The organism is Halorubrum salsamenti (assembly GCF_007671685.1).
Classification (GTDB): domain Archaea; phylum Halobacteriota; class Halobacteria; order Halobacteriales; family Haloferacaceae; genus Halorubrum; species Halorubrum salsamenti.
Window position 1 is genome coordinate 151,112 of the sequence record NZ_VCNL01000003.1, and the last position, 25,891, is coordinate 177,002.

General features: G+C 67.9%; 27 protein-coding genes. 13 read left to right on the forward strand and 14 right to left on the reverse strand.

The features are described from left to right. Window positions 1-90: 90 nt before the first annotated feature. The 3 genes from ftsZ to FGL94_RS09815 all read right to left on the reverse strand — a co-directional run bounded on the left by ftsZ (window position 91) and on the right by FGL94_RS09815 (window position 2,373). A complete protein-coding gene (gene ftsZ / locus FGL94_RS09805) occupies window positions 91-1,308 on the reverse strand; it encodes a cell division protein FtsZ (protein WP_144924172.1) in 1,218 nt (405 codons plus the stop codon). Window positions 1,309-1,312: 4 nt separating this feature from the next. Beyond that, the gene (locus FGL94_RS09810; protein ID WP_004595187.1) at window positions 1,313-1,492 is read right to left on the reverse strand and encodes a ribbon-helix-helix domain-containing protein; all 180 of its coding nucleotides are present in this window, start codon (window positions 1,490-1,492) and stop codon (window positions 1,313-1,315) included. A 269-nt stretch (window positions 1,493-1,761) separates the two neighbouring features. After that, entirely contained in the window at window positions 1,762-2,373 is a 612-nt protein-coding gene (locus FGL94_RS09815; RefSeq protein ID WP_144924175.1) for a double zinc ribbon domain-containing protein, read from the reverse strand. A gap of 192 nt (window positions 2,374-2,565) precedes the next feature. Between FGL94_RS09815 and FGL94_RS09820 the strand changes: the two genes are divergently transcribed. The 3 genes from FGL94_RS09820 to FGL94_RS09830 are packed head-to-tail and all read left to right on the forward strand — an operon-like array spanning window position 2,566 to window position 7,569. After that, entirely contained in the window at window positions 2,566-3,012 is a 447-nt protein-coding gene (locus tag FGL94_RS09820; RefSeq protein WP_144924178.1) for a DUF7518 family protein, read from the forward strand. A 23-nt stretch (window positions 3,013-3,035) separates the two neighbouring features. Further along, window positions 3,036-6,617: a chromosome segregation protein SMC gene (gene smc, locus FGL94_RS09825; protein WP_144924181.1), complete on the forward strand. Its 3,582-nt coding sequence runs from the start codon at window positions 3,036-3,038 to the stop codon at window positions 6,615-6,617. After that, window positions 6,610-7,569 (forward strand): segregation and condensation protein A, encoded by a 960-nt coding sequence (locus tag FGL94_RS09830; protein WP_144924184.1) that lies wholly within the window; start codon window positions 6,610-6,612, stop codon window positions 7,567-7,569. Before smc ends, FGL94_RS09830 begins: the two co-directional genes overlap by 8 nt. A 180-nt stretch (window positions 7,570-7,749) precedes the next feature. Here FGL94_RS09830 and mtnP read toward each other — a convergent pair whose 3' ends face one another. The 3 genes from mtnP to FGL94_RS18290 are packed head-to-tail and all read right to left on the reverse strand — an operon-like array spanning window position 7,750 to window position 9,818. After that, on the reverse strand, window positions 7,750-8,637 hold the full coding sequence (gene mtnP, locus FGL94_RS09835; RefSeq protein WP_144924187.1) for an S-methyl-5'-thioadenosine phosphorylase: 888 nt from the start codon (window positions 8,635-8,637) through the stop codon (window positions 7,750-7,752). Between the two features lie 45 nt (window positions 8,638-8,682). Further along, complete coding sequence (locus FGL94_RS09840) at window positions 8,683-9,678, reverse strand: YeiH family protein (protein WP_144924190.1); 996 nt, start codon at window positions 9,676-9,678, stop codon at window positions 8,683-8,685. Beyond that, a complete protein-coding gene (locus tag FGL94_RS18290) occupies window positions 9,678-9,818 on the reverse strand; it encodes a hypothetical protein (protein ID WP_186313379.1) in 141 nt (46 codons plus the stop codon). The genes FGL94_RS09840 and FGL94_RS18290 overlap by 1 nt, the downstream gene beginning before the upstream one ends. Window positions 9,819-9,944: 126 nt before the next feature. Here FGL94_RS18290 and FGL94_RS09845 point away from each other — a divergent pair, with 126 nt between their 5' ends. Beyond that, window positions 9,945-11,384, forward strand: a complete 1,440-nt coding sequence (locus FGL94_RS09845) for an HD domain-containing protein (RefSeq protein WP_144924192.1) — start codon at window positions 9,945-9,947, stop codon at window positions 11,382-11,384. A 197-nt stretch (window positions 11,385-11,581) separates the two neighbouring features. Here the strand turns inward: FGL94_RS09845 and FGL94_RS09850 are convergent, their stop codons facing one another. The 4 genes from FGL94_RS09850 to FGL94_RS09865 form a co-directional block, all read right to left on the reverse strand. Then, complete coding sequence (locus FGL94_RS09850; RefSeq protein ID WP_144924195.1) at window positions 11,582-11,866, reverse strand: hypothetical protein; 285 nt, start codon at window positions 11,864-11,866, stop codon at window positions 11,582-11,584. Between the two features lie 290 nt (window positions 11,867-12,156). Beyond that, on the reverse strand, window positions 12,157-13,569 hold the full coding sequence (locus FGL94_RS09855; protein ID WP_144924198.1) for an FAD-dependent oxidoreductase: 1,413 nt from the start codon (window positions 13,567-13,569) through the stop codon (window positions 12,157-12,159). Between the two features lie 154 nt (window positions 13,570-13,723). Further along, window positions 13,724-15,013, reverse strand: coding sequence for an MFS transporter (locus FGL94_RS09860; protein ID WP_144924201.1), 1,290 nt, complete (start codon window positions 15,011-15,013; stop codon window positions 13,724-13,726). A 3-nt stretch (window positions 15,014-15,016) separates the two neighbouring features. Beyond that, window positions 15,017-16,129 carry an MBL fold metallo-hydrolase gene (locus FGL94_RS09865; RefSeq protein WP_144924204.1) on the reverse strand — a complete coding sequence of 371 codons (1,113 nt, stop codon included), beginning with the start codon at window positions 16,127-16,129 and terminating at the stop codon, window positions 15,017-15,019. 88 nt (window positions 16,130-16,217) lie between these two features. Between FGL94_RS09865 and FGL94_RS09870 the strand changes: the two genes are divergently transcribed. The 3 genes from FGL94_RS09870 to FGL94_RS09880 all read left to right on the forward strand — a co-directional run bounded on the left by FGL94_RS09870 (window position 16,218) and on the right by FGL94_RS09880 (window position 18,463). Beyond that, window positions 16,218-16,952, forward strand: a complete 735-nt coding sequence (locus tag FGL94_RS09870; protein WP_144924207.1) for a helix-turn-helix domain-containing protein — start codon at window positions 16,218-16,220, stop codon at window positions 16,950-16,952. A 113-nt stretch (window positions 16,953-17,065) separates the two neighbouring features. After that, window positions 17,066-17,614, forward strand: a complete 549-nt coding sequence (locus tag FGL94_RS09875) for a class I SAM-dependent methyltransferase (protein ID WP_241659153.1) — start codon at window positions 17,066-17,068, stop codon at window positions 17,612-17,614. 39 nt (window positions 17,615-17,653) lie between these two features. Continuing rightward, window positions 17,654-18,463, forward strand: a complete 810-nt coding sequence (locus FGL94_RS09880; protein WP_144924213.1) for a nucleoside phosphorylase — start codon at window positions 17,654-17,656, stop codon at window positions 18,461-18,463. 4 nt (window positions 18,464-18,467) lie between these two features. On the opposite strand, the gene FGL94_RS09885 is transcribed toward FGL94_RS09880, so the two are convergent. After that, window positions 18,468-19,115, reverse strand: coding sequence for an HD domain-containing protein (locus FGL94_RS09885; protein WP_144924216.1), 648 nt, complete (start codon window positions 19,113-19,115; stop codon window positions 18,468-18,470). Between the two features lie 8 nt (window positions 19,116-19,123). Continuing rightward, window positions 19,124-19,819 carry a phosphoribosyltransferase gene (locus FGL94_RS09890; RefSeq protein WP_144924220.1) on the reverse strand — a complete coding sequence of 232 codons (696 nt, stop codon included), beginning with the start codon at window positions 19,817-19,819 and terminating at the stop codon, window positions 19,124-19,126. A gap of 372 nt (window positions 19,820-20,191) precedes the next feature. On the opposite strand from FGL94_RS09890, the gene gatB reads away from it, so the two are divergent. From gatB to FGL94_RS09920, 6 genes are all read left to right on the forward strand, one after another. Continuing rightward, complete coding sequence (gatB, locus tag FGL94_RS09895) at window positions 20,192-21,679, forward strand: Asp-tRNA(Asn)/Glu-tRNA(Gln) amidotransferase subunit GatB (RefSeq protein ID WP_144924223.1); 1,488 nt, start codon at window positions 20,192-20,194, stop codon at window positions 21,677-21,679. 7 nt (window positions 21,680-21,686) lie between these two features. Further along, complete coding sequence (gene samp2, locus FGL94_RS09900; RefSeq protein ID WP_144924225.1) at window positions 21,687-21,905, forward strand: ubiquitin-like small modifier protein SAMP2; 219 nt, start codon at window positions 21,687-21,689, stop codon at window positions 21,903-21,905. Next, a complete protein-coding gene (locus tag FGL94_RS09905; protein WP_144924229.1) occupies window positions 21,902-22,441 on the forward strand; it encodes a GNAT family N-acetyltransferase in 540 nt (179 codons plus the stop codon). The genes samp2 and FGL94_RS09905 overlap by 4 nt, the downstream gene beginning before the upstream one ends. 81 nt (window positions 22,442-22,522) lie before the next feature. Beyond that, window positions 22,523-22,930 carry a hypothetical protein gene (locus FGL94_RS09910; protein WP_144924232.1) on the forward strand — a complete coding sequence of 136 codons (408 nt, stop codon included), beginning with the start codon at window positions 22,523-22,525 and terminating at the stop codon, window positions 22,928-22,930. 134 nt (window positions 22,931-23,064) lie between these two features. Further along, window positions 23,065-23,889 carry a 23S rRNA (uridine(2552)-2'-O)-methyltransferase gene (locus FGL94_RS09915; protein ID WP_144924235.1) on the forward strand — a complete coding sequence of 275 codons (825 nt, stop codon included), beginning with the start codon at window positions 23,065-23,067 and terminating at the stop codon, window positions 23,887-23,889. 6 nt (window positions 23,890-23,895) lie between these two features. After that, entirely contained in the window at window positions 23,896-24,180 is a 285-nt protein-coding gene (locus FGL94_RS09920) for a hypothetical protein (RefSeq protein ID WP_144924238.1), read from the forward strand. A gap of 6 nt (window positions 24,181-24,186) precedes the next feature. Here the strand turns inward: FGL94_RS09920 and FGL94_RS09925 are convergent, their stop codons facing one another. Both FGL94_RS09925 and FGL94_RS09930 read right to left on the reverse strand, forming a co-directional pair. Further along, entirely contained in the window at window positions 24,187-24,717 is a 531-nt protein-coding gene (locus FGL94_RS09925; RefSeq protein WP_144924241.1) for a dihydrofolate reductase, read from the reverse strand. A gap of 81 nt (window positions 24,718-24,798) precedes the next feature. Further along, window positions 24,799-25,866 carry an ornithine cyclodeaminase family protein gene (locus FGL94_RS09930; protein ID WP_144924244.1) on the reverse strand — a complete coding sequence of 356 codons (1,068 nt, stop codon included), beginning with the start codon at window positions 25,864-25,866 and terminating at the stop codon, window positions 24,799-24,801. Window positions 25,867-25,891 lie beyond the last annotated feature (25 nt).

Below are 25,891 nucleotides of genomic sequence, written 5' to 3' on the forward strand. Positions count from 1 at the left end.
GAGAGTCGGTCGGACGGAAAAACCGCGGTCAGCAGATCGATGCGACGACGCCGGGGCCGGTGACGACGCCGGAATCGGTCGGAGCGAGCGTCAGCGGATGACGTCGAGTCCGTTGTTCTTCTCGGTCGGCTCGCTGCCACCGTCGGACTCCCACGCGCCGCCCTCGGTACTGCCCGAGACCGCCGCGTTGCCGGCTGTGCCGTTCGTCTCGGCCGCCCGCGAGCGCGAGTCGCCGAGGTCGTCAGCGTCCACCGCGGCGCGGGATTTGTCGGCCTGCTTCTGGGTGGAGGGGCCGAGGACCTGCGCGCTCTGGACACCCGTCATGATCGCCATGACGCGGACCTTCCCCTTGTACTCGTCCTGAATGCGGGCGCCCCAGATCACGTTGGCGCTCGCCTCCAGCCGTTCGGTGATGTTGTTCGCGATGCCCTCGGCCTCTTTGAGCGTGAGGTCCGGACCGCCCGTGATGTGGACGAGCCCGCCGGACGCACCGCGGTAATCGACATCTAAGAGAGGGTGGTTCATCGCGTCGTTGACCACCTCTTGGGTCTTGTTCTTGTCCTGGGTCTCGCCGACGAGCATGACGGCGACCCCGCCCTGGTTCATGATCGTCGACATGTCGGCGTAGTCGAGGTTGATGAGGCTCGGCTGGGTGATCGTCTCGGAGATCCCCTTGACCGTCTCCGCGATGATCTGGTCCATCACGGAGAACGCCTTCCCGATCGGCAGGTTCGGCACGTAGTCGAGCAGCCGGTTGTTGTCGAGGACGATGATCGAGTCGGCCTCGTTGCGGAGGTCCTCTAACCCCTCTTCAGCCTTCACAGTCCGGGCGCGCTCGACGTTGAACGGGGTCGAGACCATCCCGACGACGATGGCGCCCTGATCCTTGGCGATCTTCGAGACGACGGGCGCGGCGCCGGTACCGGTGCCGCCGCCCATCCCGGCGGTGACGAAGACGAGGTCGGCGTCGCCGAGCACCTCTTTGATCGTCCCTTGGGCCATCTCGGTGGCGCGCTCGCCCATCTTGGGGTCGCCGCCGGCGCCGAGCCCCTGCGTGAGCGACTTGCCCACGAGGATCTTGGTGTCGGCCTCGACCATCTTGAGGTGCTGTTTGTCCGTGTTGATCGCGACGGTGTCGGCGCCGTCGACGCCGATGTTGTACAGCCGGTTGACCGTGTTGTTACCGGCGCCGCCGGCACCGACGATGACGATCCGGGGGTCCCCGAACTCGTCGTCGTCCATGTCGACATCCATGTCGCGCTTCTCCGCTTCCGCGTTGTCGAGGGCGTCCTGAACGAGATCTTGCATCAGTTTACACCTTCGCCCAATTGCGGTTGCGGCCGCGCTCGTCGCGCTCGCCGTCCTGTTCGTTTAACATGTCGCGGACGGCCGACCGGATCGCCTCGCTCCGGTTCGGAAACTCGCCCGTCTCGACCATCTGTTCGACTTCGTCGATCTGCTGTTTCGGGATTCGTAGTGTCACACGCTCCATTGTATTCCCCCGGTAAGACGGCGACCACGCGACGCGCGTGTCTTACAGCGACGAATCGCCCGACGACGGAGGGTCACCCCGACTCGGACGGTCGCTGTAAGACGACCGTCTTACGCAATTGAAGTCACCGAGGCTACCATTATAAAACTACCGGAGGGTGTAAGACAGATCGTGAAAACGCCATAATTCGAACGTATACGCGGCCTTAAGCGACTATCAACGATCCTTCAGTACGTCGGCAGCGGGAGATACGCGGCCTTAAGCGACTATCAACGATCCTTCAGTACGTCGGCAGCGGGAGTTCGGCGCCCGCACCCGGGACAGAACGCCCAGTCGGTCCGGAGCTCGTCACCGCATTCGCAGAACGCTCGATGCGACTGCTTTTCACCGCAGTTCGGGCAGTATACATGGTCAGAGGGAACGTTTTCACCACATCCGCCACAGGTATTTTCGCGCGTTTGCACGTCCGGATCCCCGGGCGTCTTACGAGTCTGCGCGTCGGCGTCCTCGGTCGTCTCACGCGTCACACTCGCGTCGTCCTCGTCGGCACCCGGAGCGTCGAGCGAGACGTTTACGTTGATATCCCCGGCGCTTCCGGGCGTATACGCCGTATGAGGTGCCGACGGAGCGGCCGATCGATCGCCGAGCCGCTCGTCCAACGCGGCGTCGAGCCGATCGGCGATGAGGTCGTCGATCCGCTCGGCCAGCGCGGCGTCGATCGACGCGTCCGACGCGGCCGTATCGCCGCCGTCTTCGTCCCCCTCGATCGCGCCGTCGAGGTGGGTCCGGAGGGCCTCTCGCATCACCTCGCTTTTGGAGGCGTCACACGCTTCCAGCCGCTCGACGAGGTCGTCGTCGGCCCGGAAGGTGATCTTGCTCATACAGAACCGATATCAACTCTCACTACAAGTATCTTCTCCTCGTGTCCGACGATCGACAGACACGTTTCAGCGGTTCGAAATGTACGCACCCGCCATCGTTCAGGATCCCGCGGTTTACATGGAGGATCATGCGACATGGACACACATGTCTGACGCAGATTTATACGGCCCGCGTGGGCATACGTGTGTATAATGAGTAACCGCGTGGAGGACCTCGAACGACAGGTCGCGGAGCTACAGGCGGCGGTCAACGGGCTCACCGAGGAGCTCGTCGAGATGAAAGAGCGCGTCCGACAGGTGGAAGACGCTCAGGAGGTAGCCGTCGCAACCGACGCGACCGAGTCGGCGGAGTCAACGGAACCGACGGACGACGGGTCACCGAACGAAGCCGCAGAGGGGTCCGAAGCGGCGGACGGCGAGCGCCGGACCCACTCCGACGACCACGTCGAGGTCGTCGAACGGACCGACGACGGACCCGCGGCCGACGACGCCGGGACGGACGAGGGTGACTCGGATGGGTCCGCGGGCGACGACGTGATCGTCCCCGAACAGGAGGCGACGACGCCCGACGCCGAGGCCGCCGAGGGGTCTGACGCGGAGAGCGACGAGGAGTCCGACAGCGACATCATCGTCGCGTAACCCGCCGCCCACCCTCCGCGCACATGCATATCACAGAAGTGGTTTTAGACGGGTTCAAGAGCTTCGGACGAACGACGAGGATCCCCTTTTACGACGACTTCACGGTCGTCACTGGGCCGAACGGCTCCGGGAAGTCGAACATCATCGACGGGATCCTCTTTGCGCTCGGGCTGGCCCGCACCCGGGGGATCCGGGCGAAGAAGCTCACGGACCTGATCTACAACCCCGGCCACGACGGCGGCGAGGGCTCGGACGGCCCGAACGAGGCGTCGGTGACCGTGGTGTTGTCCAACGAGGACGGGACACTCGACCGGTCGCAGGTCGTCTCCGCGGCGGGCACGGAGAACGTCGGCGACGTCTCCGAGATCACGATCAAGCGCCGCGTGAAGGAGACCGAGGACAACTACTACTCCTACTACTACCTCAACGGGCGCTCGGTGAACCTCTCGGACGTGCAGGACCTGCTCGCGGCCGCCGGCGTCACGCCGGAGGGGTACAACGTCGTGATGCAGGGCGACGTGACCGAGATCATCAACATGACTCCCTACCAGCGCCGGGGAATCATCGACGAGATCGCGGGCGTCGCCGAGTTCGACGAGAAGAAGGAAGCCGCCTACGAGGAGTTGGAGACGGTCGAAGACCGGATCGAGGAGGCCGATCTCCGGATCGGCGAGAAGCAGGACCGGCTCGATCAGCTGTCCGACGAGCGCGAGACCGCCCTCCGGTATCAGGAGTACCGCGACGAGCTCGAGGAGTACCGCGGCTTCCTCAAGGCCTCCGAGCTGGAGGAGAAGCGCGAGACGCTCGCGGGCGTCGAGGACGACATCGACGAGGCCGAAGACGAACTCGAGGACCTTCGCGCCGAGCTCGACGCCAGACAGGGGAAGCTCACGCGGCTGGAAGAGGACTTAGCCGACCTCAACCACGAGATCGAGACGAAAGGCGAGGACGAGCAGATCGAGATCCGCTCGGAGATCGAGGAGGTGAAAGGCGAGATCTCGCGGCTGGAGGACAAGATCGAGGCCGCCGAGGAGCGCGCCGCGGAGGCCGAGACCGAGCGCCGCGACGCGTTCGTCCAGATCGACCGCAAGGAGGAGACGATCGAGGAGCTCGACGAAGATATCCGCGAGGTGAAAGTCGAGAAGGCCTCGGTGAAATCCGAGATCGCCACGAAGCGCTCCGAGCTCGCCGACGTGGAGGCCGAGATCGAGGGCGCAGACACCGAATTCGACGAGCTGAAAGCGGAGCTCGCGGAGAAGAAGGAGGCGATCGAGTCGCTGCGCGAGGAGAAAAATGAACTCCAGCGCGAGAAGGACCGCCTGCTCGACGAGGCCCGCCGACGCTCGAACGCGGTGAGCGAGGCTCGGGACGATCTGGAGGAGGCCCGCGAGTCGCTCCCCGAGCACAAAGCCCGGATCTCCGAGCTACACAGCGAGCTCGACAAGGCGGAAAAGAACGAGGAGACGATCGAGGACGCGGTCGCCGACCTGTTCGCGGAGAAGGCCGAGAAGAGCGAGCGGCTGGAGGCGATCGAGGAGGACCTCCGCGAGAAGCAGAACGAGTACGCGAAGCTGGAGGCCGCGGCCGACGAGCGCGGCGACGCCTCGTGGCCCCGCGCGGTGACCGAAGTGAAGAACGGCGGGATCGACGGCGTTCACGGCGCGGTCGGCGAACTCGGTTCCGTCGAGGCCGAGTACGCCGAGGCGTGTGAGACCGCGGCCGGCGGTCGGCTCGCGAACGTCGTCGTCGACGACGACGGCGTGGGCTCGACGTGTATCGACTACCTCAAGCGGCGCAACGCGGGCCGGGCGACGTTCCTTCCGATCACCGAGATGGACGACCGGAGCCTCCCGCGGAAGCCCTCGGTGCCGGGCGTCGTCGACTTCGCGCGCAACCTCGTCGACTACGACGGCGAGTACGAGGGGATCTTCTCGTACGTGCTCGGCTCCACGCTGGTCGTCGAGGACATGGACACCGCCCGCGACCTGATGGGCGACTACCGGATGGTGACGCTCGACGGCGACCTCGTCGAGAAGTCCGGCGCGATGACCGGCGGATCGGGCGGCGGTTCCCGGTACGCGTTCACGAAGTCCGGCGGGGGGAAGCTCGAACGGCTCGCGACCGAGATCTCGGACCTGGAGGACGAACGGCAGGCGCTACAGGCGGAGATCGACGAGCTGGAAGCCGACATCGACGACGCGCGCGACCGGAAGGCCGACGCGGCCGAGCGCGTCCGGTCGCTGGAGGCCGACGTCGAACGCGCCGAAGACGAGCTGACCGACGCCGAGGACCGCATCGAGGAGTTAGAGGCCGAGCTCGAAGAGCTGGAGGCTGAACGCGAGTCGGTCGACGCGGAGATGAGCGAACTCGACGCCGAGATCGACGAGCTGAACGCGGAGATAGACGAACTCGACGCCGATATCGACGAGATCGAGGCGGAGCTGGCCGACTCGAAGATCCCGGAGCTCTCGGAGCGCGCCGACGAGATCCGGGGAGAGATCTCGGACCTGGAAGACCGGATGAGCTCGCTCGACGGGCGGCGCAACGAGCTCGAGCTGGAGAAGGGGTACGCCGAGGACGCGGTCGACGACCTCCACGACACCGTCGAGACGGCGCAGAACCGGAAGGCGGAGGCCGAGGAGGCGGCGGCCGAGCACGAGGCCGCGATCGAGGAGAAAGAGGAGACGCTGGAGTCGAAACGCGAGGCGATCGCGGAGCTCGAGGAGGAGCTGACGGAGCTGAAGGCGGACCGCGAGGACCTCCGCGAGGAGATCACCGAGGCGACCCGCGAGCGCGACGAGCAGCGCTCGCTCGTCTCGGAGGCGGAGTCCGACCTGGAGGGCCTCACCGACCGCCGCGACCGGCTGGCGTGGGAGATCGACGAGCTGGAGTCGCAGGTCGGCGAGTACGACGCCGACGAGATTCCGGACCTCGACGAAGTCGAGTCGCGGATCGAGGAGCTGGAGGCGGAGATGGAGGCGCTCGAACCCGTCAACATGCTCGCGATCGACGAGTACGACGAGGTCGAGGAGGCGCTGGACACGCTCCAAGAGCGCCGGGACGTGCTCGTCGAGGAGCGCGACGCGATCGAGGAGCGCATCGAGGGGTACGAGGCGGCGAAGAAGGAGACGTTCATGGAGACGTTCGAGTCGATCAACGACCACTTCGAGGACATCTTCGCGCGCCTCTCGGCCGGCAGCGGAGAGCTCCTCTTGGAGAACCCCGAGGACCCGTTCGAGGAGGGGCTGACGATGAAGGCCCAGCCCGCGGACAAACCGGTCCAGCGGCTCGACGCGATGAGCGGCGGCGAGAAGTCGCTGACCGCGCTCTCCTTCATCTTCGCGATCCAGCGGCACAACCCCGCGCCGTTCTACGCGCTCGACGAGATCGACGCGTTCCTCGACGCCGTCAACGCCGAGCGCGTCGGCGAGATGATCGAGGAGCTGGCCGGGGACGCCCAGTTCGTCGTCGTCGGCCACCGGTCGGCGCTGCTGGAGCGCTCCGACCGCGCCATCGGCGTCACGATGCAGGGCGACAACCTCTCGGCGGTAACGGGGATGCAGTTCGGCGACGACGGAGACGGGGAGGTGACCGCGGATGACTGAGCCCCCGGAGTCTGCGGGCGGGGTCCCGGACCTCGACCTGACGAGCGAGCGCGACGGGGCGGACCCGTTCGCCGACGACGCCCCGGACGACGACCCCGACTCGACCGACGAATCCGGACCGGACGTGACCGGCGTCTCACCTCCGGACGAGACCGACGACGACGAGGTCGAGCCCGTCGAGCTCCTCGTCCAGCTCGCCGAGGAGGGCGAGATCGAGCCGTGGGACATCGACATCGTGCAGGTGACCGACGCGTTCTTAGAGAAGCTCGACGAGACGGACCTCCGGACGACCGGGCGGGCGCTGTTCTACGCCAGCGTCCTGCTCCGGATGAAGAGCGACGGGATGCTGGCCGACGACGACGACGACGAGGAGCCCGAGCCGGAGCCGTGGGAGGTCGCGATGGAGGGCGGCGCGCCCGACCCCGCCGACGGCGACTTCGACCCCATCGACGAGCTGGAGGCCGAGATGGACCGCCGCCTCGAACGGAAGAACACCCGAGGGTCTCCGGAGACGCTCGACGAACTGGTCCGGGAGCTCCGCGAGGCCGAGCGCGGCTCGTGGTGGAAGGACTCCCGCGAGTACGACACCTCGGAGTCGCCGCACGGGCACGCCCGCGGCACGCAGACGCTCGATTACCACGCCGGCGACGAGTTCCGACAGGACGGCGAGCCGACAGCGGGCGAGGCGACCGACCGCACCCACGACGAGGACATCGAGGAGGTGATCGTGGAGATCGACAACGCTCTCCGGACCCACTTCGACCGCGGGCGCACGGAGGTGCTGTTCGGCGAGATCGAGAGCGCCGGTGGACGGCCCTTCATGACGTACCTCGCGCTGCTGTTCATGGCCCACCGCGGTTCCGTCCGGCTCCAGCAGGACGACCTGTTCGGCGACCTGTGGGTGAAGGACCCGGCGGCGATGACCGGGGAGTCGGAAGCGATCGCGGACTGAGACGCGTTCGAGACCGGAGCCCAGTTCTCCCTTTTATAAATGGATACCGCAGAGCGGTGGTGAAATTCTCCAAACCCCAGCCTCGTCGGACCGGCGCTGTTGTGCCGGTCCGACTCCCTCGCGCGTGCACCTCGCGCCCTGCGGGCGCTCGGCGGCACGCGCCACCGCACCGGGGGCTGTTTATAAGTAGTCGCCCAGCAGCGGATCGACGCGCTCGCGGGTGTCCTCCGGAATCGCCTCGGTCGGCGTGTTGACGGTGCCTTCGAGGGAGGTGTGCGCCTCGCACTCGAGGTCGTCGGGAAGCGACCGAACGGCCTCCTCGACGGCGGCCTTGATCGCTTTCTGGTTCTGCTCGGCGTTTTCGAGGACCTCTTCGAGCGTCACCTCGCTGTCCTCCTTCCAGACGTCGTAGTCGGTGACGCCGGCGATCGTCGCGTACGCGATCTCGGCCTCGCGGGCGAGCTTCGCCTCCGGGATCGCGGTCATGCCGACGAGATCCCATCCCTGGCTCTTGTAGAACTCCGACTCCGCGCGGGTCGAGTACTGGGGGCCCTCGATGCAGACGTAGGTGCCGCCCTTCACGACCTTCGTGTCGTCGCCGTCATCCCCCTCGTCGCCGTCCACGGCCGACTCCGCGGCCTCGGTGAGGTGATCGACCAGTTCCGGACTGTAGGGGTCCGCGAACGGCTGGTGGACGACGACGCCGTCGCCGTAGAAGGAGAGGTCGCGGTGTTTCGTCCGGTCGTAGATCTGGTCGGGGACGACGAGGGTGCCGGGCTCCAGTTCCTCCTTCAGGCTTCCGACCGCGTTCGACGCGAAGACGTGGGTGACGCCAGCCTTTTTTAAAGCGTACATGTTCGCGCGGTACGGGAGGTCGGTGGGCGAGACGCCGTGGTTCGAGCCGTGACGCGGGAGGAACGCGACCTCCTTCCCGGTGTCGGCGAACTCGCCGATCGTGATCGCGTCGCTGGGCTCGCCGTAGGGCGTGTCGTACTCGACCTCGCGCACGTCGTTGAGCGGGAGCGCCTCGTAGATACCGCTGCCGCCGATGAAGCCGATGGTGCTCATACCCGGACTGCGCCCGCTCGCTACTTATAAGGAGTGAAAAGGGGGCTACAGCAGCCACCGCACCGCCGCCAGCGCGAGCGCGCTCACGACGAGCAGGTGGACGAGGACGGCGCCGACGGCGGCCCCGCCGACCTCACGCATCTCCCGGAGCCGGATCGAGAGCCCGAGACCGACGAACGCGAGCGTGAAGAGGGCGTCCGAGACGCGCCCGATCGACTCCAGCGCGGCCGGCGAGAGGAGTCCGCTGTTCGCGATCGCGGCGACCGCGATGAACCCGAGGAGGAACTTCGGGAACTCCGCCCACAGCCGCCGCACGCCCGGGTCGGTCGCCGACCGCGCGGTGTACGCCAGCGAGTAGGCGACCGCGACGCCCCCTAAAAGGGAGTTGCGCGCGAGCTTGGTCACGGTCGCCCACTGTCCCGCCTCCGGCGAGTGCGCGAACCCCGCGGCCGCGACGGGGCCGGTCGAGAACATGCTCACGCCGGCCCAGACGCCGAACTGCCGGCCGGTGAGCCCGAGCCACTCGCCGGCGACCGGGAACGCGACGAGCGTGACGGCGTCGAAGAGGAGGACCGTCGCCGCGGCGAACGTGATCGCCGACCCGCGGGAGTCGAGCACGCGCCCGATCGCGACGACCGCGGAGACGCCGCAGATACTCGCGCCCGCCGCCAGGAGCGAGGGCGTCGTCCCGTCGAGCCGGAACAGCCCCCGAGCGATCAGCTCCGCGAGCAGGATCCCGCCGGCGACCGTCGCGACGACGAGCCCGAGCACGGTCGGCCCCGCGGCGAGGAACTCCTCGACGACGACCGCCGCGCCCAGCAGGACGATCCCGGTCTCCAAGAACAGCTTGTCGACGCCGACGCCGGGCTCGGCCGCGTCGGGCGTCCCGACGGTGTTGCCGACGAGCACGCCGACCGCGACCGCGACGACGAGCGGCTGGAGCCCGTCGACCGCGCCGGCGACGAGGTGCGAGAGGAGCGCGCCGACGGCCAGCAGCGCGAGGCCGGGGAGGTACGGCCGAGCGGCGGCGACGACCCCCATCAGAAGAGGCCCGCGGCCTGTCCCGCGGCGTGAACGGCGACGATCCCGAGTCCGAGCGCGAGCGCCTGCCAGCCGCGATCGAGCGCGGTCCACCGATCGACGACCGGGGATCCGGTCCCGTCGGCGGCGTCCGATACCATGCGTAAGGATCGCCGCGCTCGCTATATATAAGGACGGAATCGGGCGTTTCGGAGAGAGGGAGCGTGGTTGCGTCCAGAGGGGGACCGAAAGAGGCAGGTTTCGGGGCGGTGTCGTGTCCACAGTCGATGCCCACCACCCAGATCAAAGACCCCGTCCACGGCTACGTCGAGCTGCCGGACGCGCTCGTCGAGGGCGTCGTCGACACCCGGCCGTTCCAGCGGCTGCGGTACGTCCGCCAGCTCTCGGCGACGCACCTCGTGTATCCGGGCGCGAACCACACCCGGTTCGAGCACTCGCTCGGCGTCTACCACCTCGGCCGAACCGTCTTCGAGAACCTCCGCCGACAGTCGTACTTCGCGCGGGACGCGACGACCGACGAGTTGGAGGAGATCCAGCGCACGCTGGAGTGCGCCTGCCTGCTCCACGACGTCGGCCACCCGCCCTTCTCGCACCTCTCCGAGGGGTTCCTCGACGAGGGGGTCCTCCGAGAGCGCGTCGCGGAGACCGGACTGGTCGACGCCTTCGATTCGGCCGGCGTCGGCGGCGCCCCGCTCCGCTCCGCGAGCCCGCACGAGCTGCTCGGCTGCGTGATCGTCGTCGAGGAGTACGGCGACGCGCTCCGCGCGTTCGGCGTGGACCCCTTCGAGGTGTGCGCGTACGTGCTCGGCTACAGCCTCGCGTACGAGCGCGGTGAGCCGTGGCAGTACGGTGTCGGCGCTCAGCTGCTCCACTCCCCCATCGACGTGGACCGGCTCGACTACATCACCCGGGACAACTACATGACCGGTGCCGGCGTGTTGAGCTTCGACGTCGACCGCATGGTCGACGCCTACACCGCTCACCCCGAGGAGGGGCTGGCGCTCACCGAGAAGGCGCTGTCGACCATCGGCAACTACCTCGAAGGGCGGATCGCGCTGTACATGTGGGTCACCCAACACCACAAGTCGGTGTACGCCAACCGGCTCCTACAGGCGATGCTCGGCGAGTACGCGGCCGAGACGGGTGAAAGCCCCGTCACAGTCGACGGAATACTCGACCGAGAACTCGACGACAACGCGGTGCTCGAACGCCTCCGAATCGCCGCACGCGAGAACCCCGACTCGACGCTGGCGTCGATGTACGACCGCTTCCGCGGGCGGCGCTTCCCGGCCACCTGCTGGAAACACCGGATCGCGCTGGCAGACCGGGTTGGCGGCGATCTCGGCGGAGACGGCGGTGGGGACGGCGAGGAGAGCGACGGCGGGCGCCTCGACGAGTTCACGGCGTGGCTCACCGAGGGCGACGACCGGCTGGAGCGGCTCCTCGCCGACGCCCTCGACGTGCCGGTCCACGAGGTGTGGATCGACCGCTCGTACGTGCCCGCCTACGACCCCGACGAGCTGGAGGACATCCCCATCGCCTACGGCGGGACGACGCGGTCCGTCGGCGATTGGGGGCTGTACGGCGACCGCGCGTTCGACGTGCCGATCCCCTTCGTGTTCGTCCCCGACGGGGCGAAGCGGCGGGCGATCCGCGTGCTTCGTGAGGCGTTCGAGCGGGAGGTCGGCGAAGAGACGGGGGCTTGATCCGGGACGGGCGTTCCGCCGACTGCTCGATATTCACATGGTCGAGCGACACGACGGGCGACGTACGCTGCACTCGACGCCAAAGCGGATCGACGAGCCTCCGTCGGCGATCGGCAATCGGTTAGCGATCAGACCCCGTTGGGCGGGGGAGGGCGCTATCGGAGATCGGGTGACGGTTCCCGGTCAGGGCGCCGGCGTTATCGACCGGGGGCATTGCCTGCGGCACCGTTGGCGGCGTCGCCTGCGCCCTCGGAAGCGTCGCTTGCGCCCGCAGCGACGTCGCTCCCGCCGGGCGTCAGGTCGCTGACGGTCTCGCCGATCCCGCCGGCCGCGTCGCCGGCCGAGGACCCGACCTCGGCGAGGATGTCTTGAACGAACGCGGGGGGCTGCCCGGCGGCGTCCGCGGGCGGGCCAACCTGCAGGACCGTCTGGGCCGCGTCCGTTGCGAGCGTTGCCATCGTGACCGGATCTGCTTCGAACATTGCAACTCGTCGTAGCGGGTGATTGAATAAAAGGGAGGATGGCCCTGCACCCGGTTAGGTGCGATTTCAACCGAGTTAAGCCGGTCACATCCGGCTCAACTCGGATAGCGGCGTCGCGCCCGGCAGTGACCGATATCGAGCGACGGTCCGGGCTGTTCCGCGCGTCGCACGACGATCGACTGGTCCCGCGCGTCGCACGACGATCCGCGCGTCGCACGACGATCGACTGGTCCCGCGCGTCGCACGACGATCCGCGCGTCGAGCAACAACTGCGGGTCGACCCGACCGGGTCAGTCGTCGGCTTCGGCGGGGACGCGATCGTCGGAGTCGTCGTCGTCCTCAGCCTCGGACTCGGCGCCCTCATCGTCGACCCGCGGGAAGTTCTCGATCGTCGCCTCGCGGAAGGCCTCCTCGTCGAACTCGTGGTCCTCGTCGAAGAAGTCGAGGACCGTCTGCACGTCGGTCATCGCGTTCTTCAGCGCGGTCGAGGCCCCCGGCGAGGGCGTGATGTTGAACAGGATCCCGTCACCGGTGATCTTCGCCTCGCCCATGTCGAGCTCCTTGTTCTCCGTGTCGACGATCTGCGGGCGCACGCCGCCGTACCCCTTGGCGCGCTCGATGTCGTCGACGTCGACCGTCGGCACGACCTTCTGGACGTTCGGGAGGAACGCGCGCTTGCCGACCTCGGGGAGGTCGTACACGAGGTTGCGCACGACGTAGGGGAACAGGATCCGGTCCGAGAGGATGTTGACGTAGCTCAGGACCGACGACGGCGAGAAGCCGAACACGTCGGCGAAGTCGCCCACGGTGGAGAGCCGGCCGCGTTCGAGCGTCGGGACGAGCTTCGCGGTGGGACCGAAGCGCGTGATCCCGTCGTCGTGGACGTCGGCGTCGCCGTGGACCGCGGCGAACGGGAGCTTCTTCATCTGAAGCGTGTACACCTTCCCGTTCAGCAGGTCGTCGGCGAGGAAGAAACTCCCCGCGACCGGGAGCAGCGACATGTGCTCGCCGTATCCCATCTCCTTCGCGAACTGGAGGCTGTGGGAGCCGGCGGCGACGGCGACCGCGTCGGCCTCGAAGTCGCCGTCGTCGGTCTCGACGGTGAACCCGTCACGGCCCTCGTCGACGTTCTCGACCGCGGTGCCGAGGTGGACGCCGACGCCCTCCTCGTCGCGGGCGGCGTCGACGAACGACTTCGCGACCGCGCCGTAGTCGACGACGTAGCCGTCGGGCGTCTGGAGCGCCTTGAGCTCCGTGCCCGGGTCGCGGCCCTCGACGACCTTCGGCTCCAGCTCCTCGATCTCCTCGCGGCCGATCTCGCGCAGCTTGGGGAAGAGGTCGCCGAACCCGTTCTCGTGGTAGCGCTCCTCCAGCTTGGCGACCTCCTCGTCGCCGACACCGAGCACCATCTTGCTGCGCTTGCTGTGCATCTCTCGGTCCGGGTCGGTCCCTTCGAGGTAGCCCGCGAGCAGCTCGGCGCCCTCCTTGACCTCCTCGGCCTTCTCGAGGGTGTAGTTCGTCTCGATGTCGCCGAAATGCAGCGTCTGGGAGTTGTTCGTCCGGTGGGAGTTGATCGCCGCGATCTCCCGCTCCTTCTCGATCAGCGTTACGTCGTCGATGTCGGTGAACTTCGCGACCGTGTACAGCAGCGACGCCCCGCTAATTCCCCCGCCGACGATGATCAGATCAGTGTTCTCGGACATGCGTGGTGAAAGCTCTCACTCCCCGAAACGAACTCGGCCGTTAACGTTCTTGCTATCTCTCGCCGCTGATCGGCCGGGAGAGGACCTACAGTCGTCGTTTTTGAGGTTCGACAGACGTCGAATCGGCGGCGGTCGCGAAGGATCCCGCCGTCAGCTAGTCCTGTGCGATCGGGTCCGACGACGGCTCCGGCACTGGAGCGGGCGGCTCGTGGGTTCCGAACTCGGGATGCGTCTCTTCCATCCAGACGTACACAACCGCGCCGGAGAGGAACATCAGGATGGCGGTCAGATAGAACGCCGCCTCGGCGCTGACGAACTCCATCGAGAGTCCGATCAGGATCGCGCCGACGGCGTAGCCCGAGTCGCGCCACATCCGGTAGACCCCCATCCCGGCCGACCGCCAGGTCGGATGGGCCGCGTCGCTCGGAACGGTCATCAGGTTCGGATACAGCAGCGCCATCCCGAATCCGGAAACGCCGGCCAGCACGGCCCACGTGAGGTACCCCTCGACGAGTACCATCCCGAGCACGCCCGCGCCGGCCAGGAACATCCCGGCGATGACCGGCGGCCGTCGGCCGATCCGGTCCGCGAGGCCACCGGTTCCGATCTGAAGGAAGTACATCGCGCTGTGGACGCCGACCACGGCCCCGACCGCCGCGATGTCGAGCCCCTGATTCAGCAGGTAGAGCGGGACGGCGATCCAGAACAGCGTGTCGACGAAGTTCTCGACGTGGCCGGCTTGCGCCGCCGCGAACAGCGTCCGGTCGCCGTAGGTCGCCCGCTTCAGCACCTCGTTGAACGGGAGGTTCGCGTCGCGGTCGTCGTCGTCGCCCTCGGCCTGCGCGTACTGGACGGTCTCTTTGATCAGGAAAACCGAGATGAGGAACGCCAGCACCACGACGACGGCGAGGAAGTAGAACGGCTCCGGTCGGAGGCTCCACCGGCTGGCGATGACGCCCGTGATCCACGCGCCGACGGCCACGCCGGTGTAGCCGAACGACTCGTCGATGCCGACCGCGAGGCCGCGCTGATCGGGGCTCGCGAGGTCGATCTTGGCGTTGATCGCCATGCTCCACGTCAGCGCTTGGTTGATACCCAGCAGGACGTTCCCGACGGTGATCCAGCCCCAGCTCGGGGCGAAGATGAGGATGACCGGCAGGGGGAGCGCCGTGACCCACCCGGCGACGAGCACTGGCTTTCGGCCGTACTCCTCGCCCCACTTGCCGGCGTAGAGGTTGAGGATCGACTTCACGACCCCGAAGGAGACGACGAACGAGCCGATCACGAGGAACGATTCGACGCCGAGGACGTCCTCTCCCAGCGCGGGGACGACGGTGCGTTCGGACCCGATGGTCAGTCCGGTCGCGAACACGAGCAGGACGTGCAGCGAGAACTGGCCGAGGTGTTCGCGGACCCCCTGTTTGATATCGGTTGTCATGTTCATGGGTCACTCGGCCGCGCAGTTGTTCGGCCCCAGCTCCAGCTCGGCTAACTCGTCCGCGGGAACCGACTCCTCACCCACGTTCGTGCGCTTGACGCGCTCGAAGTTCGGCGGGTGGTCCGGGACGTCCGACGCGAGCTCCTCGACGAACGCCTCGCGGTCGCGACCCAGGTCCGCGTTCCGCTCTTTGACCTCTCCGAGCGTCGCGGTCACCGGCGGTTCGGGCGAGCCGGGATCGTGCGCCGGCAGCACAAGCGCGTCGTCCGGCCTGCACAGCAGCCGTTGAAGGCTCTCGTAGAGCGTCGCCGCGTTCCCTTCGACGTCGGAGTCCTCGATGCCGGCCTCGACGCCGAGTTCGACGCGGCCGACGCTCTCGTGAAAGAGGGTGTCGCCGGTGAGCAGCGCCGCGCCGCCGACGTCGAACGAGACGCTTCCCTCGCTGTGTCCCGGCGTGTGGACGACTTCGACGGTGAGACCGCCGACCGCCACGGTCCGTCCGTCCTCGATCGGCGTCGCGTCGAGGGCGAGCGCGTCCTTCGGGTGGAGAAAGTAGGGAACGCCGTGACGGTCGGCGAGCTCCGCGGCGCCGGAAACGTGGTCGGCGTGAGCGTGCGTGTCGAAGACGCCGACGAGGTCGGCGTCGTGCTCGTCGAGAATCGCGTCGTACTCGTCGAGGTAGTGCGACGGGTCGAAGACGGCGGCCTCGCCGTCCGAGACGAGGACGTGTGAGAGACAGCCCTTGCCCGGGCGCGCAATCTGAACGAGCGTGCCGTCGATGTCGACCGGGACCTCCGCGTGCCGGTGGACGCGGCTCCAGCCGTTCATCCCGTCCGTGAGCGTCACCGCGTCGTAGCCCAGCTCGCGGAGTACGTCCGTCGCCGTCTGCGAGACGACGCCCGCGGCGCAGACGGTGACTATCTCCGCGTCATCGGGAAGATCGGAGAGGGCCGGCTTGGCCCGCTCGGGGTCTTCGGTCAGCTCGTCGTAGACGTCGACGTTGACGCTGCCCGGGATGTGCCACTCCTCGAACTCCGTCTCGTGGCGAATATCAAGGACGAGGGGTCCCGCGTCGTCGTTTCGCAGCTGTTCGCTGAGCGCGTCCGGCGATAGCTCCTGCATCGTACTCCGGAATAGCGGAGACAGGGGGATACGGCCGCTGCCGGACATGACCGGCACCGTTAATCAGTGCCAGTTCCAAAACCCCCGTATGAGCCTGTACGAGGCCTCGATCCGGGTCAAACACGAGTGTCCGTACCGAGAGATATCGGAGCGGCATCCGGACTTGACCATTCGCGAGTGGCCGTTGAGCGACTGTCAGGTGCTCGAAATCACCGCGGAGACGACGCCGACGGACGCGCTGCTCGACGATATTGACCAGATCGGAACCGTCCTCCACGAGTCCGAGGACGACGACGGGTACCACGTCGTCACGCAGTCCTGTCTCTGTTCGCTCGAGCAGTCGATCATCGATCGCTTCGAGAAACACAACTGCCTGTATCAGTCGCCGACGATCTACCGCCAGGGCTGGGAGCATTACACTGTGGTCGCGTTCGACGGCGAAGACATCCGAGCGCTGCTCGGTGACCTGCGCTCGGACAGGGAGATCGAACTGCTCTCGAAAACCTCGATCTCGGAGAAGCAGATTCCCCACAGCATGCTTGCGCCGGCGAATCAACTGTTCGAGAACATCACTGATCGACAGTTAGCCGCGCTCCAATTGGCGCTGGAACGCGGGTACTACGAGCAACCCCGGAAGACCTCGCTGCGGGACCTGGCCGAGCAGACGGCCGTCGCTCGTTCGACGTACGAGGAACACCTTCGGAAGGCGGAGAACAAGCTCCTCACGAACGCGGGACAGTTCCTGCGACTGGTCACCGCGACGTCGACCGGCGACCCGCTGCAAGTGGAGGAGATCCGACGAGCCGAACGGGCTGACGACTGATCGACGCTAATTCGTGGGTGTTTATTTAAGGTATCCAATAGTAGTTCCTCTGTGAGATGAGCGACGTTCAGCGCTTCATTCGGTTCTGCGAGTCCGAGTTCGGGACCGCGGTCATGGATCGGGAGGCCGCATACGTCAAACGGCACGTCGCTACGGATGACCGAATTCTGGACATCGGCTGCGGCGTCGGTTCGCTCGAAGAGCGCTTTCCGGATCACGAGATCATCGGAGTGGACCGCTCGGAGGAGATGACCCGAGCGGCACGGGAGCGAGTCTCCGCGCCGATCGTTCTCGGCGACGCGACCGCGCTCCCCGTCGCAACCGGATCCGTTGACGCCGTCGTTTTCGTCTCGACGCTCGAATTCATTCCCGATGCCGATGCGGCACTCGCCGAGGCGACTCGCGTTCTCGCGTCTGGCGGGACGCTCATTGCGCTCGTGTTGAACACGCGCTCCGAGTACGTTCAATCGAACCTGCAACGAGAGGGGTCCTATTTCCGGCGGATGGCCCACCGTGATTCCGAGGTCTTGACCGACACAGTGTCGGAATACGTCGACGGCGAGCGAGATCTCTTCCTGGGAATCTCCGGCGAGGAAGTCTTCGAGAGTTCCGATCCGACGGCTGCCGCTATCTCAGCGGTAGTCGGGACTCCAACCGAGTGACCACAATCTCCTTGGACGGGTTGCGTGAACACGAAGTCGATGACTGACTCGCCCGATACACTCTCATCTCCGCTCTTCGAGGCGAAGGCGTTCGACGAACCGTCCGTCTTCGCGCCGGAGGTCCTCCTGGAGAACGCCCGGCGGCAGAAGGACCTCCCGGAACGGTCGGTCCCGGATATCTGCGTCCTCGACCCGGACGGGGACATCGTCCGCCAGTTGACGGCCGCCGGAAAAGCGGAGAAAGACGAGACGTGGCCCGGCTACCACACCGACCTCTATCGGTTCGAACGAAACGGAGAGGAGTTCGGGGTCGTGGGATGCGCCGTCGGGGCGTCGTTCGCGGTCCTCGTCGCGGAGCAGCTGTTCGCCGCCGGCTGCGAGTTCCTCGTCAGCGTGACCTCCTCGGGACGGATCGTCCCGAAGGACGACCCGCCCTACTTCGTCCTCATCGAACGCGCGCTCCGCGACGAGGGAGCGAGCCATCACTACCGATCTGCGGGTCAGTACGCCCACCTCGACCCCGAACTCCGGGTCTCGATCGAGAGCGCGTGCGAGGCGGTGTCGCGTCCGGTGTACGCGGGAGCGACGTGGACGACCGACGCCCCCTTCCGGGAGACGGAGACCGCGATCGAACGCGCCCGGTCGGAGGGGATCCTCGCGGTCGAGATGGAGGCGGCGGCCCTGTACGCGTTCGCGGACGCCCGAGACCGGCCAGTCGTCTGTTTCGCGCACGTGACCAACCAGATGGGCCAGACCGAGGCGGACTTCGAGAAGGGCGACGCGGACGGCAGCCGAGACGCGCTGGAGGTGATCGAGGCGGCCGCGACCGCCTGGCGCGCCTCGATCTGACCGATCACTCCTCGTCCCGAGCCGCCCGATACCGATCGCGGAGTCGATCGAACAGCGCTCGCCCGGTCTCGGTCCGGAGGCGGGGCTCGGTCGTCGCGAAGAACTCGTCGAGGTCGTCGTACTCGCGGAACGCGTCCGGGTCGCCGTCGGCGGGGGCGTACCGGTCGCCGCGCTCATAGAGAACCGCCTGCAGGCAGACGTCGAGGAGGTCGCACTCCTTGACGAGGACCGCCTCCGGCGACTCGCGGGCCTCGTACGCCTCCCACGCGTCGCGGACGCGGTCGGGGAGCGCACCCGCGAGGTCCTCCATCGCCTCGCGCTCGGCCGCCTCTTTGGCGGCGGGGTCCACCGACTCCGCGGTCGAGTCGGCGCGGGTCGCGATATCACCGGTCTCGGCCTCAGCGACGTCGTGGACGACGGCGAGCCGGAGCGCGCGGTCGAGGTCGACGCCGGGCAGGTCCTCGCGGAACCGGTCGCCGAGCGCCAAGACGAGGTACGCGACGCCCCACGCGTGGGCGGCGACCGACTCGGGGGCGTCGACGCCGCGGAGCTGCCAGCCCGTGCGCCGCTCGTCTTTCAGGGCGTAGGCGTCGAGGAGGGCGTCGAGGGCGGAGGTGGGGTCGTTCGGGTTCGAGGCGTCGTCTCCGTCCATCGCGGGGGCTACTCGGCGAGCGTCCAGGCGTCGTCGCCGGCGGGGTCGGCCACGTCGCGGCGGACCATCTCGTCGAGCACCTCGTCGAGGCGGCCGGCCTGAGCGACCTCCATCTCGATGCGGCCGATGCTGTGGTACTCTTCGAGGTAGTGCCGAACGTCCTCGCGGTCGAACACGTTCTGGTCGGCGCGCTCCATCGCGCCCTCGGTGAGGTCGATCATGTCCTCGAGGAAGTTCCACGGGTAGACGACCCACGTCCACTGCTCCAAGCGCTCGCCGACGAAGTCGGGCTGGAACTCGGAGGTGCCGAGCAGTTGGAGTGTCGCGGTGCGGATCTCGGCGGCCTCGCGGTCCTCGACGTACTCCTCGGCGCGGCGGATCGAGCCGCCGGTGTCCGCGATGTCGTCGATGATCAGGACGTCTTTCCCCTCGACGCTCCCCTCCGGCATCGGGTAGCGGATCTGGGGCTCGTCGCTCTTCTCGGCGGCGCCGACGTAGTGTTCCATCTTCAGGCTCGTGAGGTCGTTGAGCCCGAGGAAGTCGCAGATACACCGCCCCGCGAACCAGCCGCCCCGGGCCAGCGCGACGACCACGTCCGGCTCGAAGTCGGCGCGCTTCACCGCGTTCGAGACGTTGCGGCAGAGCCCGTAGATGTACTCCCAGTTGGTGAGGGTGCAGTCGAAGTCGTCCGGGAGGTCGCTCATACGGCCGTTCCTCCCACCCGCGCGCTGATAAGGGTTTAGCAACGTTCCCGGCGGGGAGGCGACCGCAGCGAGGACCGCGACAGAGCTCACTCGGAAACACCGCGGTGGCGCGTGCCACCGAGCGCCCATCGGGCGCGAGGTGCACGCGCGAGGGAGTCGCGAGGGAGCGGGCGACCGCCGGGAGCCCCGACCGAGCGACGAGGCTGGGGAGGCATGAGGTGCGGTCGCGGTGTGGGCGGCTGGGGCTTTGAAACTGGTCACCGCGTCAGCGGGAGTAACGCCACACAGTCGAGAACCACACGAACGAGCCTCCGAATCGACATCGTATCGGTCCCGACACGATTTAGGTGACCCGCCTGCAACGAGTCGGTAATGAGCACTCAGGCCGCGACGGAGGAGCGGACGGTCGTGATCGGGCTGGAGGTCCACGTCCAGCTCGAGACCGACACGAAGATCTTCTGCGGCTGCTCGACGGAGCCCGCCGACGAGGAGGAGCCGAACACGCGCACGTGCCCGACCTGCCTCGGACTGCCGGGCGCGCTGCCGGTCCTCAACGAGGGCGCCGTCGAGGCCGCCGTGAAGATCGGCAAGGCGATCGACGCCGACATCCCCGAGACGACCACGTTCCACCGGAAGAACTACTACTACCCCGACCTGCCGAAGAACTTCCAGCTCACCCAGTACGACGCCCCGATCTGCCAGTCCGGGGAGCTGGAGGTCCGCGTCGACGACGAGACCCGGACCATCGGGATCACCCGCGCGCACCTCGAAGAGGACCCCGGCAGTCTCCAACACGCCGGCGGGTCCATCGAGTCGGCGACGCACACCCTCGTGAACTACAACCGCGCCGGGACGCCCCTGATGGAGATCGTCACCGAGCCGGACTTCCGGTCGCCGGCGGAGACCCGGGCGTTCCTCGCGAAACTGGAGGAGGTCCTCGAATACCTCGGCGTCTTCGACCCGACCCGCGACGGGAGTCTGCGCGTCGACGCCAACGTCTCGCTGGTCCCCGAAAGCGAGGTCGGCGACGACGGGGCGATCACGGAAGACGCGCTCGCCGACGTGAACCGCGCCGAGGTGAAGAACATCTCCAGTCACAAGGGCGCCGAGCAGGCGCTCGCGTACGAGGTCACCCGGCAGGAGAACGTGCTCCGGCGCGGCCGCGAGATCGAACAGGAGACCCGCCACTGGGACGAGGCGCGCGGCGTCACCGTCTCGATGCGCTCGAAGGAGGCCGAGAAGGACTACCGCTACTTCCGGGAGGCCGACCTCCCGGCGCTGGAGGTGTCGGACTGGAAAGAGCAGATCCCGATCCCGGAGCTGCCCGACGCCCGCCGCGAGCGCTTCCGCGAGGAGTACGGGCTCGACCGCGAGTCGGCCTCGAAGCTCACCTCCACGAAGGCCGTCGCCGACTTCTTCGAGGACGTGGCCGAGCAGTTCGACCCCGAACTCGCCGCGACGTGGGTCGCCGACAACCTGCTCGGCGAGCTCAACTACCGCGAGATGCAGATCACGGACGTGGAGGACCGCCTCGACGAGTTCAAGCGCCTCATCGAACTCGTCGCCGCCGAGGAGCTCACCGTCAAGAACGCCGAGGAGGTCGTCCTCCGCGAGATGCTCGACGAGGGCGAGGACCCCGAGACCGTCATCGAGCGCGAGGGGCTCGGCGTGGCCGACTCCGGCGAGGTCGAGGCCGCCGTCACGGCCGCCATCGACGACAACCCGGACGCGGTCGACGACTACCGCGACGGCGACGAGGGGGCGATCAACTTCCTCGTCGGACAGGTGATGCAGGAGACGGGCGGCAGCGCCGACCCCGGCCAGGTGAACGGGCTGCTCCGCGAGGAGCTGGACGGATAAGTCCGCGATGCGTGTTTCCGTCGAGGTCGTCGGCGAGGGGACGGCGGAGTACGACCTCTCCGACGACGCCACCTACGCCGACCTCATTCGCGAGGCCGGCTACCACCCGCAGGAGGCGTCGGCGCTGGTCGACGGTTCGCCGGTCCCCGGCGACCGCGTCGTCGACGCCGAGTCGGTGAAGCTGCTCCGGCTTATAAAGGGCGGATCGACGGACACCACCGCGTGAGCGGGGAGCGATCCGCCGGCGACCCGCCCGAGAACGTCGCGATCGAGACGGCCTCGCCGGACGACCGGCTCGATATGCTCCGCGTGCTCGACGCCGCCATGCTGGAGACGGATCCCGAAGTCGTCGACGCCGCGGTCGACGCCGGGGACGCCCTGGTCGCCCGGTTTAAAAAGACGGACACGGTCGTCGGCGCGCTGGTCGCGACGCGACCCGAGTCGGACCGGCTCCACGTCGACGCCGTGGCCGTCCGGCGGGCCCGTCGCGGACGAGGGACAGGCTCCGCGCTCGTCGCCGCGATAGTCCGACGCGCCGAGCGCGACGCCGACGTCGCGGTCGTCACCGCGGCGTTCGACGCGAAGCTGAAGGAGTTCTACCGAAACCTCGGATTCGCGGTCCGACCGGCCGAACGCGCGGGCGAGTTCCGAGGCTCCGACGCGACCGGAGCCCCCAGCACGGACCGCGTCCCGGAGGGCGACCCGGACCGCCTCTGGGGGCGGGCCGCGGTGGACAGTGCGGCGGAAGGGACGTCGCCGTGAACCGGCCGGAAGCGGCGCGTCCGACTCGCGGCTGACTGAGCTTTTTCAGTGTGGTATATGTACACACATCTCCACCACACGATGTCCTCTACATCCGGCTCCCACGAGACTCTCGATGGCACCGACGTTGAGGCGGTGGACTCGATCGATGGTCCCCGGCTTCGAGCGACCTGGTCCGCGGGCGCTCGGCCGAAGAGCGACCGGCGCGCCGGCTACCACGACCGCGTCCGCGTCGCCGCGCTCGCGGCCGAGGTGGAAGCGCTGGAAGCGGAGGTAGAGGCGCTCGAACGGATCGTCGAGTCGAAGGAGCAACAGCGGCAGCAGATGATCGACAACTACGAGGCGATCGTCGCGGCGCGCTCGGAGACCGACGACGCACCCGATCCGGACACCACCGCGTCGAATGAGACCACAGGATGGCGACCGCTAGCCGCGGTCGCGTCCGGTATTAAACGGGCGGTGGCGCGGTTGCGACGCTCGAAGGAGTGACCGGATCGCTCGTCCGTCAGCGGCGGACCTCTCACCGATGTCCATTTCCGGGTTGACCCCGTCGTTCCGGGTATGAACGTCGATTCGCCCGCGGGTTCGACAGACATTCGGCCACGAGTCGTGGTGAGAGAGACATGAGCGGCAAAGACGAGTACTACAACCGGTCGAAACAGCAGGGGTACCGGAGCCGCGCCTCCTACAAGCTGAAACAGATCGACGAGGAGTCGGACCTGTTCGAGCGCGGCGACACCGTCGTCGACCTCGGCGCCGCGCCCGGCGGCTGGCTGCAGGTCGCCGCCGAAGAGGTCGAGGAGTCGGGGACCGTCGTCGGCGTCGACCTCCAGCGCATCGACGACCTCGAGGAACACGACGTGGAGACGATCCGCGGGGACATGACCGAGGAGCGCACCCGCCACTACCTGCGGGAGGCGATCGGCGAGCGCGGCGCGGACGCGGTGATCTCGGACATGGCGCCGAACATGACCGGCGAGTACGCCCTCGATCACGCCCGGTCGGTCCACCTCGCGCGACAGGCGTTCGACGTGGCCGAGGAGCTGCTCGCGCCCGGCGGCGACTTCGTCGTGAAGGTGTTCCAGGGCGAGGACTTAGACGCGTTCCGCGAGGACGTGCGCGAGGAGTTCCAGTACCTCCGGACCGTCTCGCCGCCGGCCTCGCGCGACTCCTCCTCGGAGGTGTACCTCGTCGCCAAGGGACTGAACACGGCCCCCGTCGCGGCCGGCGACCGGATCGAGGTGACGGTCGAGGAGCGCGGCGACGAGGGCGACGGGATCGCGTACGTCGAGGGGTACTCGCTGTTCGTCTCCGACGCCGACGTGGGCGAGACCGTGACCGTCGAGGTCGACGACGCGAAGCCGCGGTTCGGGTTCGCGACGCGCGTCGACGCGGGGGAATCCGAGTCCGACGCCGCGGACCCGGCCGACAGCGACGGGGAGGTGTAAGAGGCCGTGAGCGGGGACGGGATCTTCGAATCGCTGTCGCTCGTCGGGCTGCTCAGCCTCTGTTGTATCGGGCTCGGCGGGATCGCCGGCGGCGCCGCGCTCGCGGGCGGAGGGGCCTCGGCGACCACGCTGGCGACGGGGACGACGACCCCCCGCGGCGCGCTCGTTTCCGGACTGGTCACCGCCGCGACGGTGCTGGTCGTCGGGCTGGCGATAAAGTGGCGGCTGCGCCGGAGCGGCGACGGCGATACCGACACCGCCACCGGCGGCGACACCCGCCCCGAAAGCTGAACGCGGTCAGGCCGCGTCGCCGCGCCGGACCCACTCGCGGAGCGTGAACCGGTCGAACGCGGTCTCGTCGGCGACGGCCCATTCCTCCGCGCCCCACGCCGGATAGAACGTGTCTCCCTCGTAGCTCCCCGCCACGTGACTGAGCACCATCCGGTCGAGGTGCGGCTGGAACAGCTCGTAGATCGTCCCGCCGCCGAGGACGTAGACGAAGCCGTCGCCATCGGTTCCGTCGCCCCCATCGTTCCCGTCGTCGCCGTCGGCGATCTCCTCGGCGCGTTCGATCGCCGAGTCGACGCCGTCGGCGACGACCGCGGACGGAACGTCGACCGAGTCGACGCTCCGGCTCACGACGATCTGGCGGGTGCCGGGGAGGTCGTCACGCATCGAGTCGAAGGTGCGGCGGCCCAAGATCACCGGCGAGCCCGCGACGCGCTCACGGTACTGTCGGACGTCGGCCTCGATGTGGGGCCACGGAACCTCGCCGCGCATGCCGATCGCCCGGTTCTCCGCGACCGCTGCGACGCTGACGAGTTGCACAGGGTCTCGTACGGGCGCGGACGACAAAAGGGGTCGGGCGGGGGACCGACGGACAGCGCAACAGAGAGGAAAAACGCCGCGCTACTCCGCGAGCCCGAGGAGGTCGAACGGGTAGCCGTTGTCGTTGTCGTCGGCCTGCTCGTAGACGACGCGGGCGGCCGCCACGTCCTGGATCGCGAGGCCGGTGGAGTCGAAGACGGTGACGCCGTCGACGCCGGCCTCGTCGCGGTCACTACCCTCTCTGCCGTCGCTCCCGAAGCCGGCCCCGGTGCGGCCCGGGCGGTTGCCGACGACGATCTCGCCGATCTCGCCGTAGATGTCGTCGTCGGTCAGGACGCCTGCGGCGTAAGGGACGTTGATCTCGCCGGAGTGGGTGCACTGCTCGTGATCGTCGATGACGACCGTCGCGTTCAACAGGAGGTCATCGGCGAGTTCGTGTTTGCCGGCCGCGTCGGCGCCCATCGCGTTGACGTGGGTGTGGTCGCCCACGTCGTCGGGGCCGACGATCGGCTCCTCGACGGGCGTCACCGTCGAGAGCACGTCGCAGTGCCCGGCCTCCGAGACCGAGCCCGCCCGCACGTCGAACCGATCGTCGAAGGCGTCGATGAAGTCGGCGACGCGCTCCTCGTCGAGGTCGCTCACGACGACCTCCTCGATGTCGCGCACCGTCGCGATCGCCTCGAGCTGGGTGTACGACTGGACGCCGGCGCCGACTATCCCGAGCGAGGTCGCGTCCGGGACGGCCAGCTCGTCGGTGGCGACCGCCGCCGCCGCGCCCGTCCGCTTCATCGTAAGGGTCGTGCCGTCGAGGACCGCCAGCGGGAACGCCGTCTCGGGGTCGGAGTAGATCATCGTCCCCATCACTGTCGGGAGGTCGTGGTCGGCGGGGTTGTCGGTGTGAACGTTCACCCACTTGATCCCGGCGGCGTCCCACCCGTCGTCCTCGGTCGTGTCCTCGGTGCGCACGTCGAGGTAGGCGGGCATCGACCGGAAGTCGCCGTTGTACTCGGGGAGGTCGATGTACGACTTCGCCGGCATCTTCGCGTTTCCCCGCTCGTAGGCCGTGAACGCGCCGCGCACCGCGTCGATGACGCGGTCCATGCGAGCGTTCTCGTCGACGTCGTCTGCGTTGAGAAGCAGCGTCTGCATGTTCGCAATCTTTGCCGGACGGGTA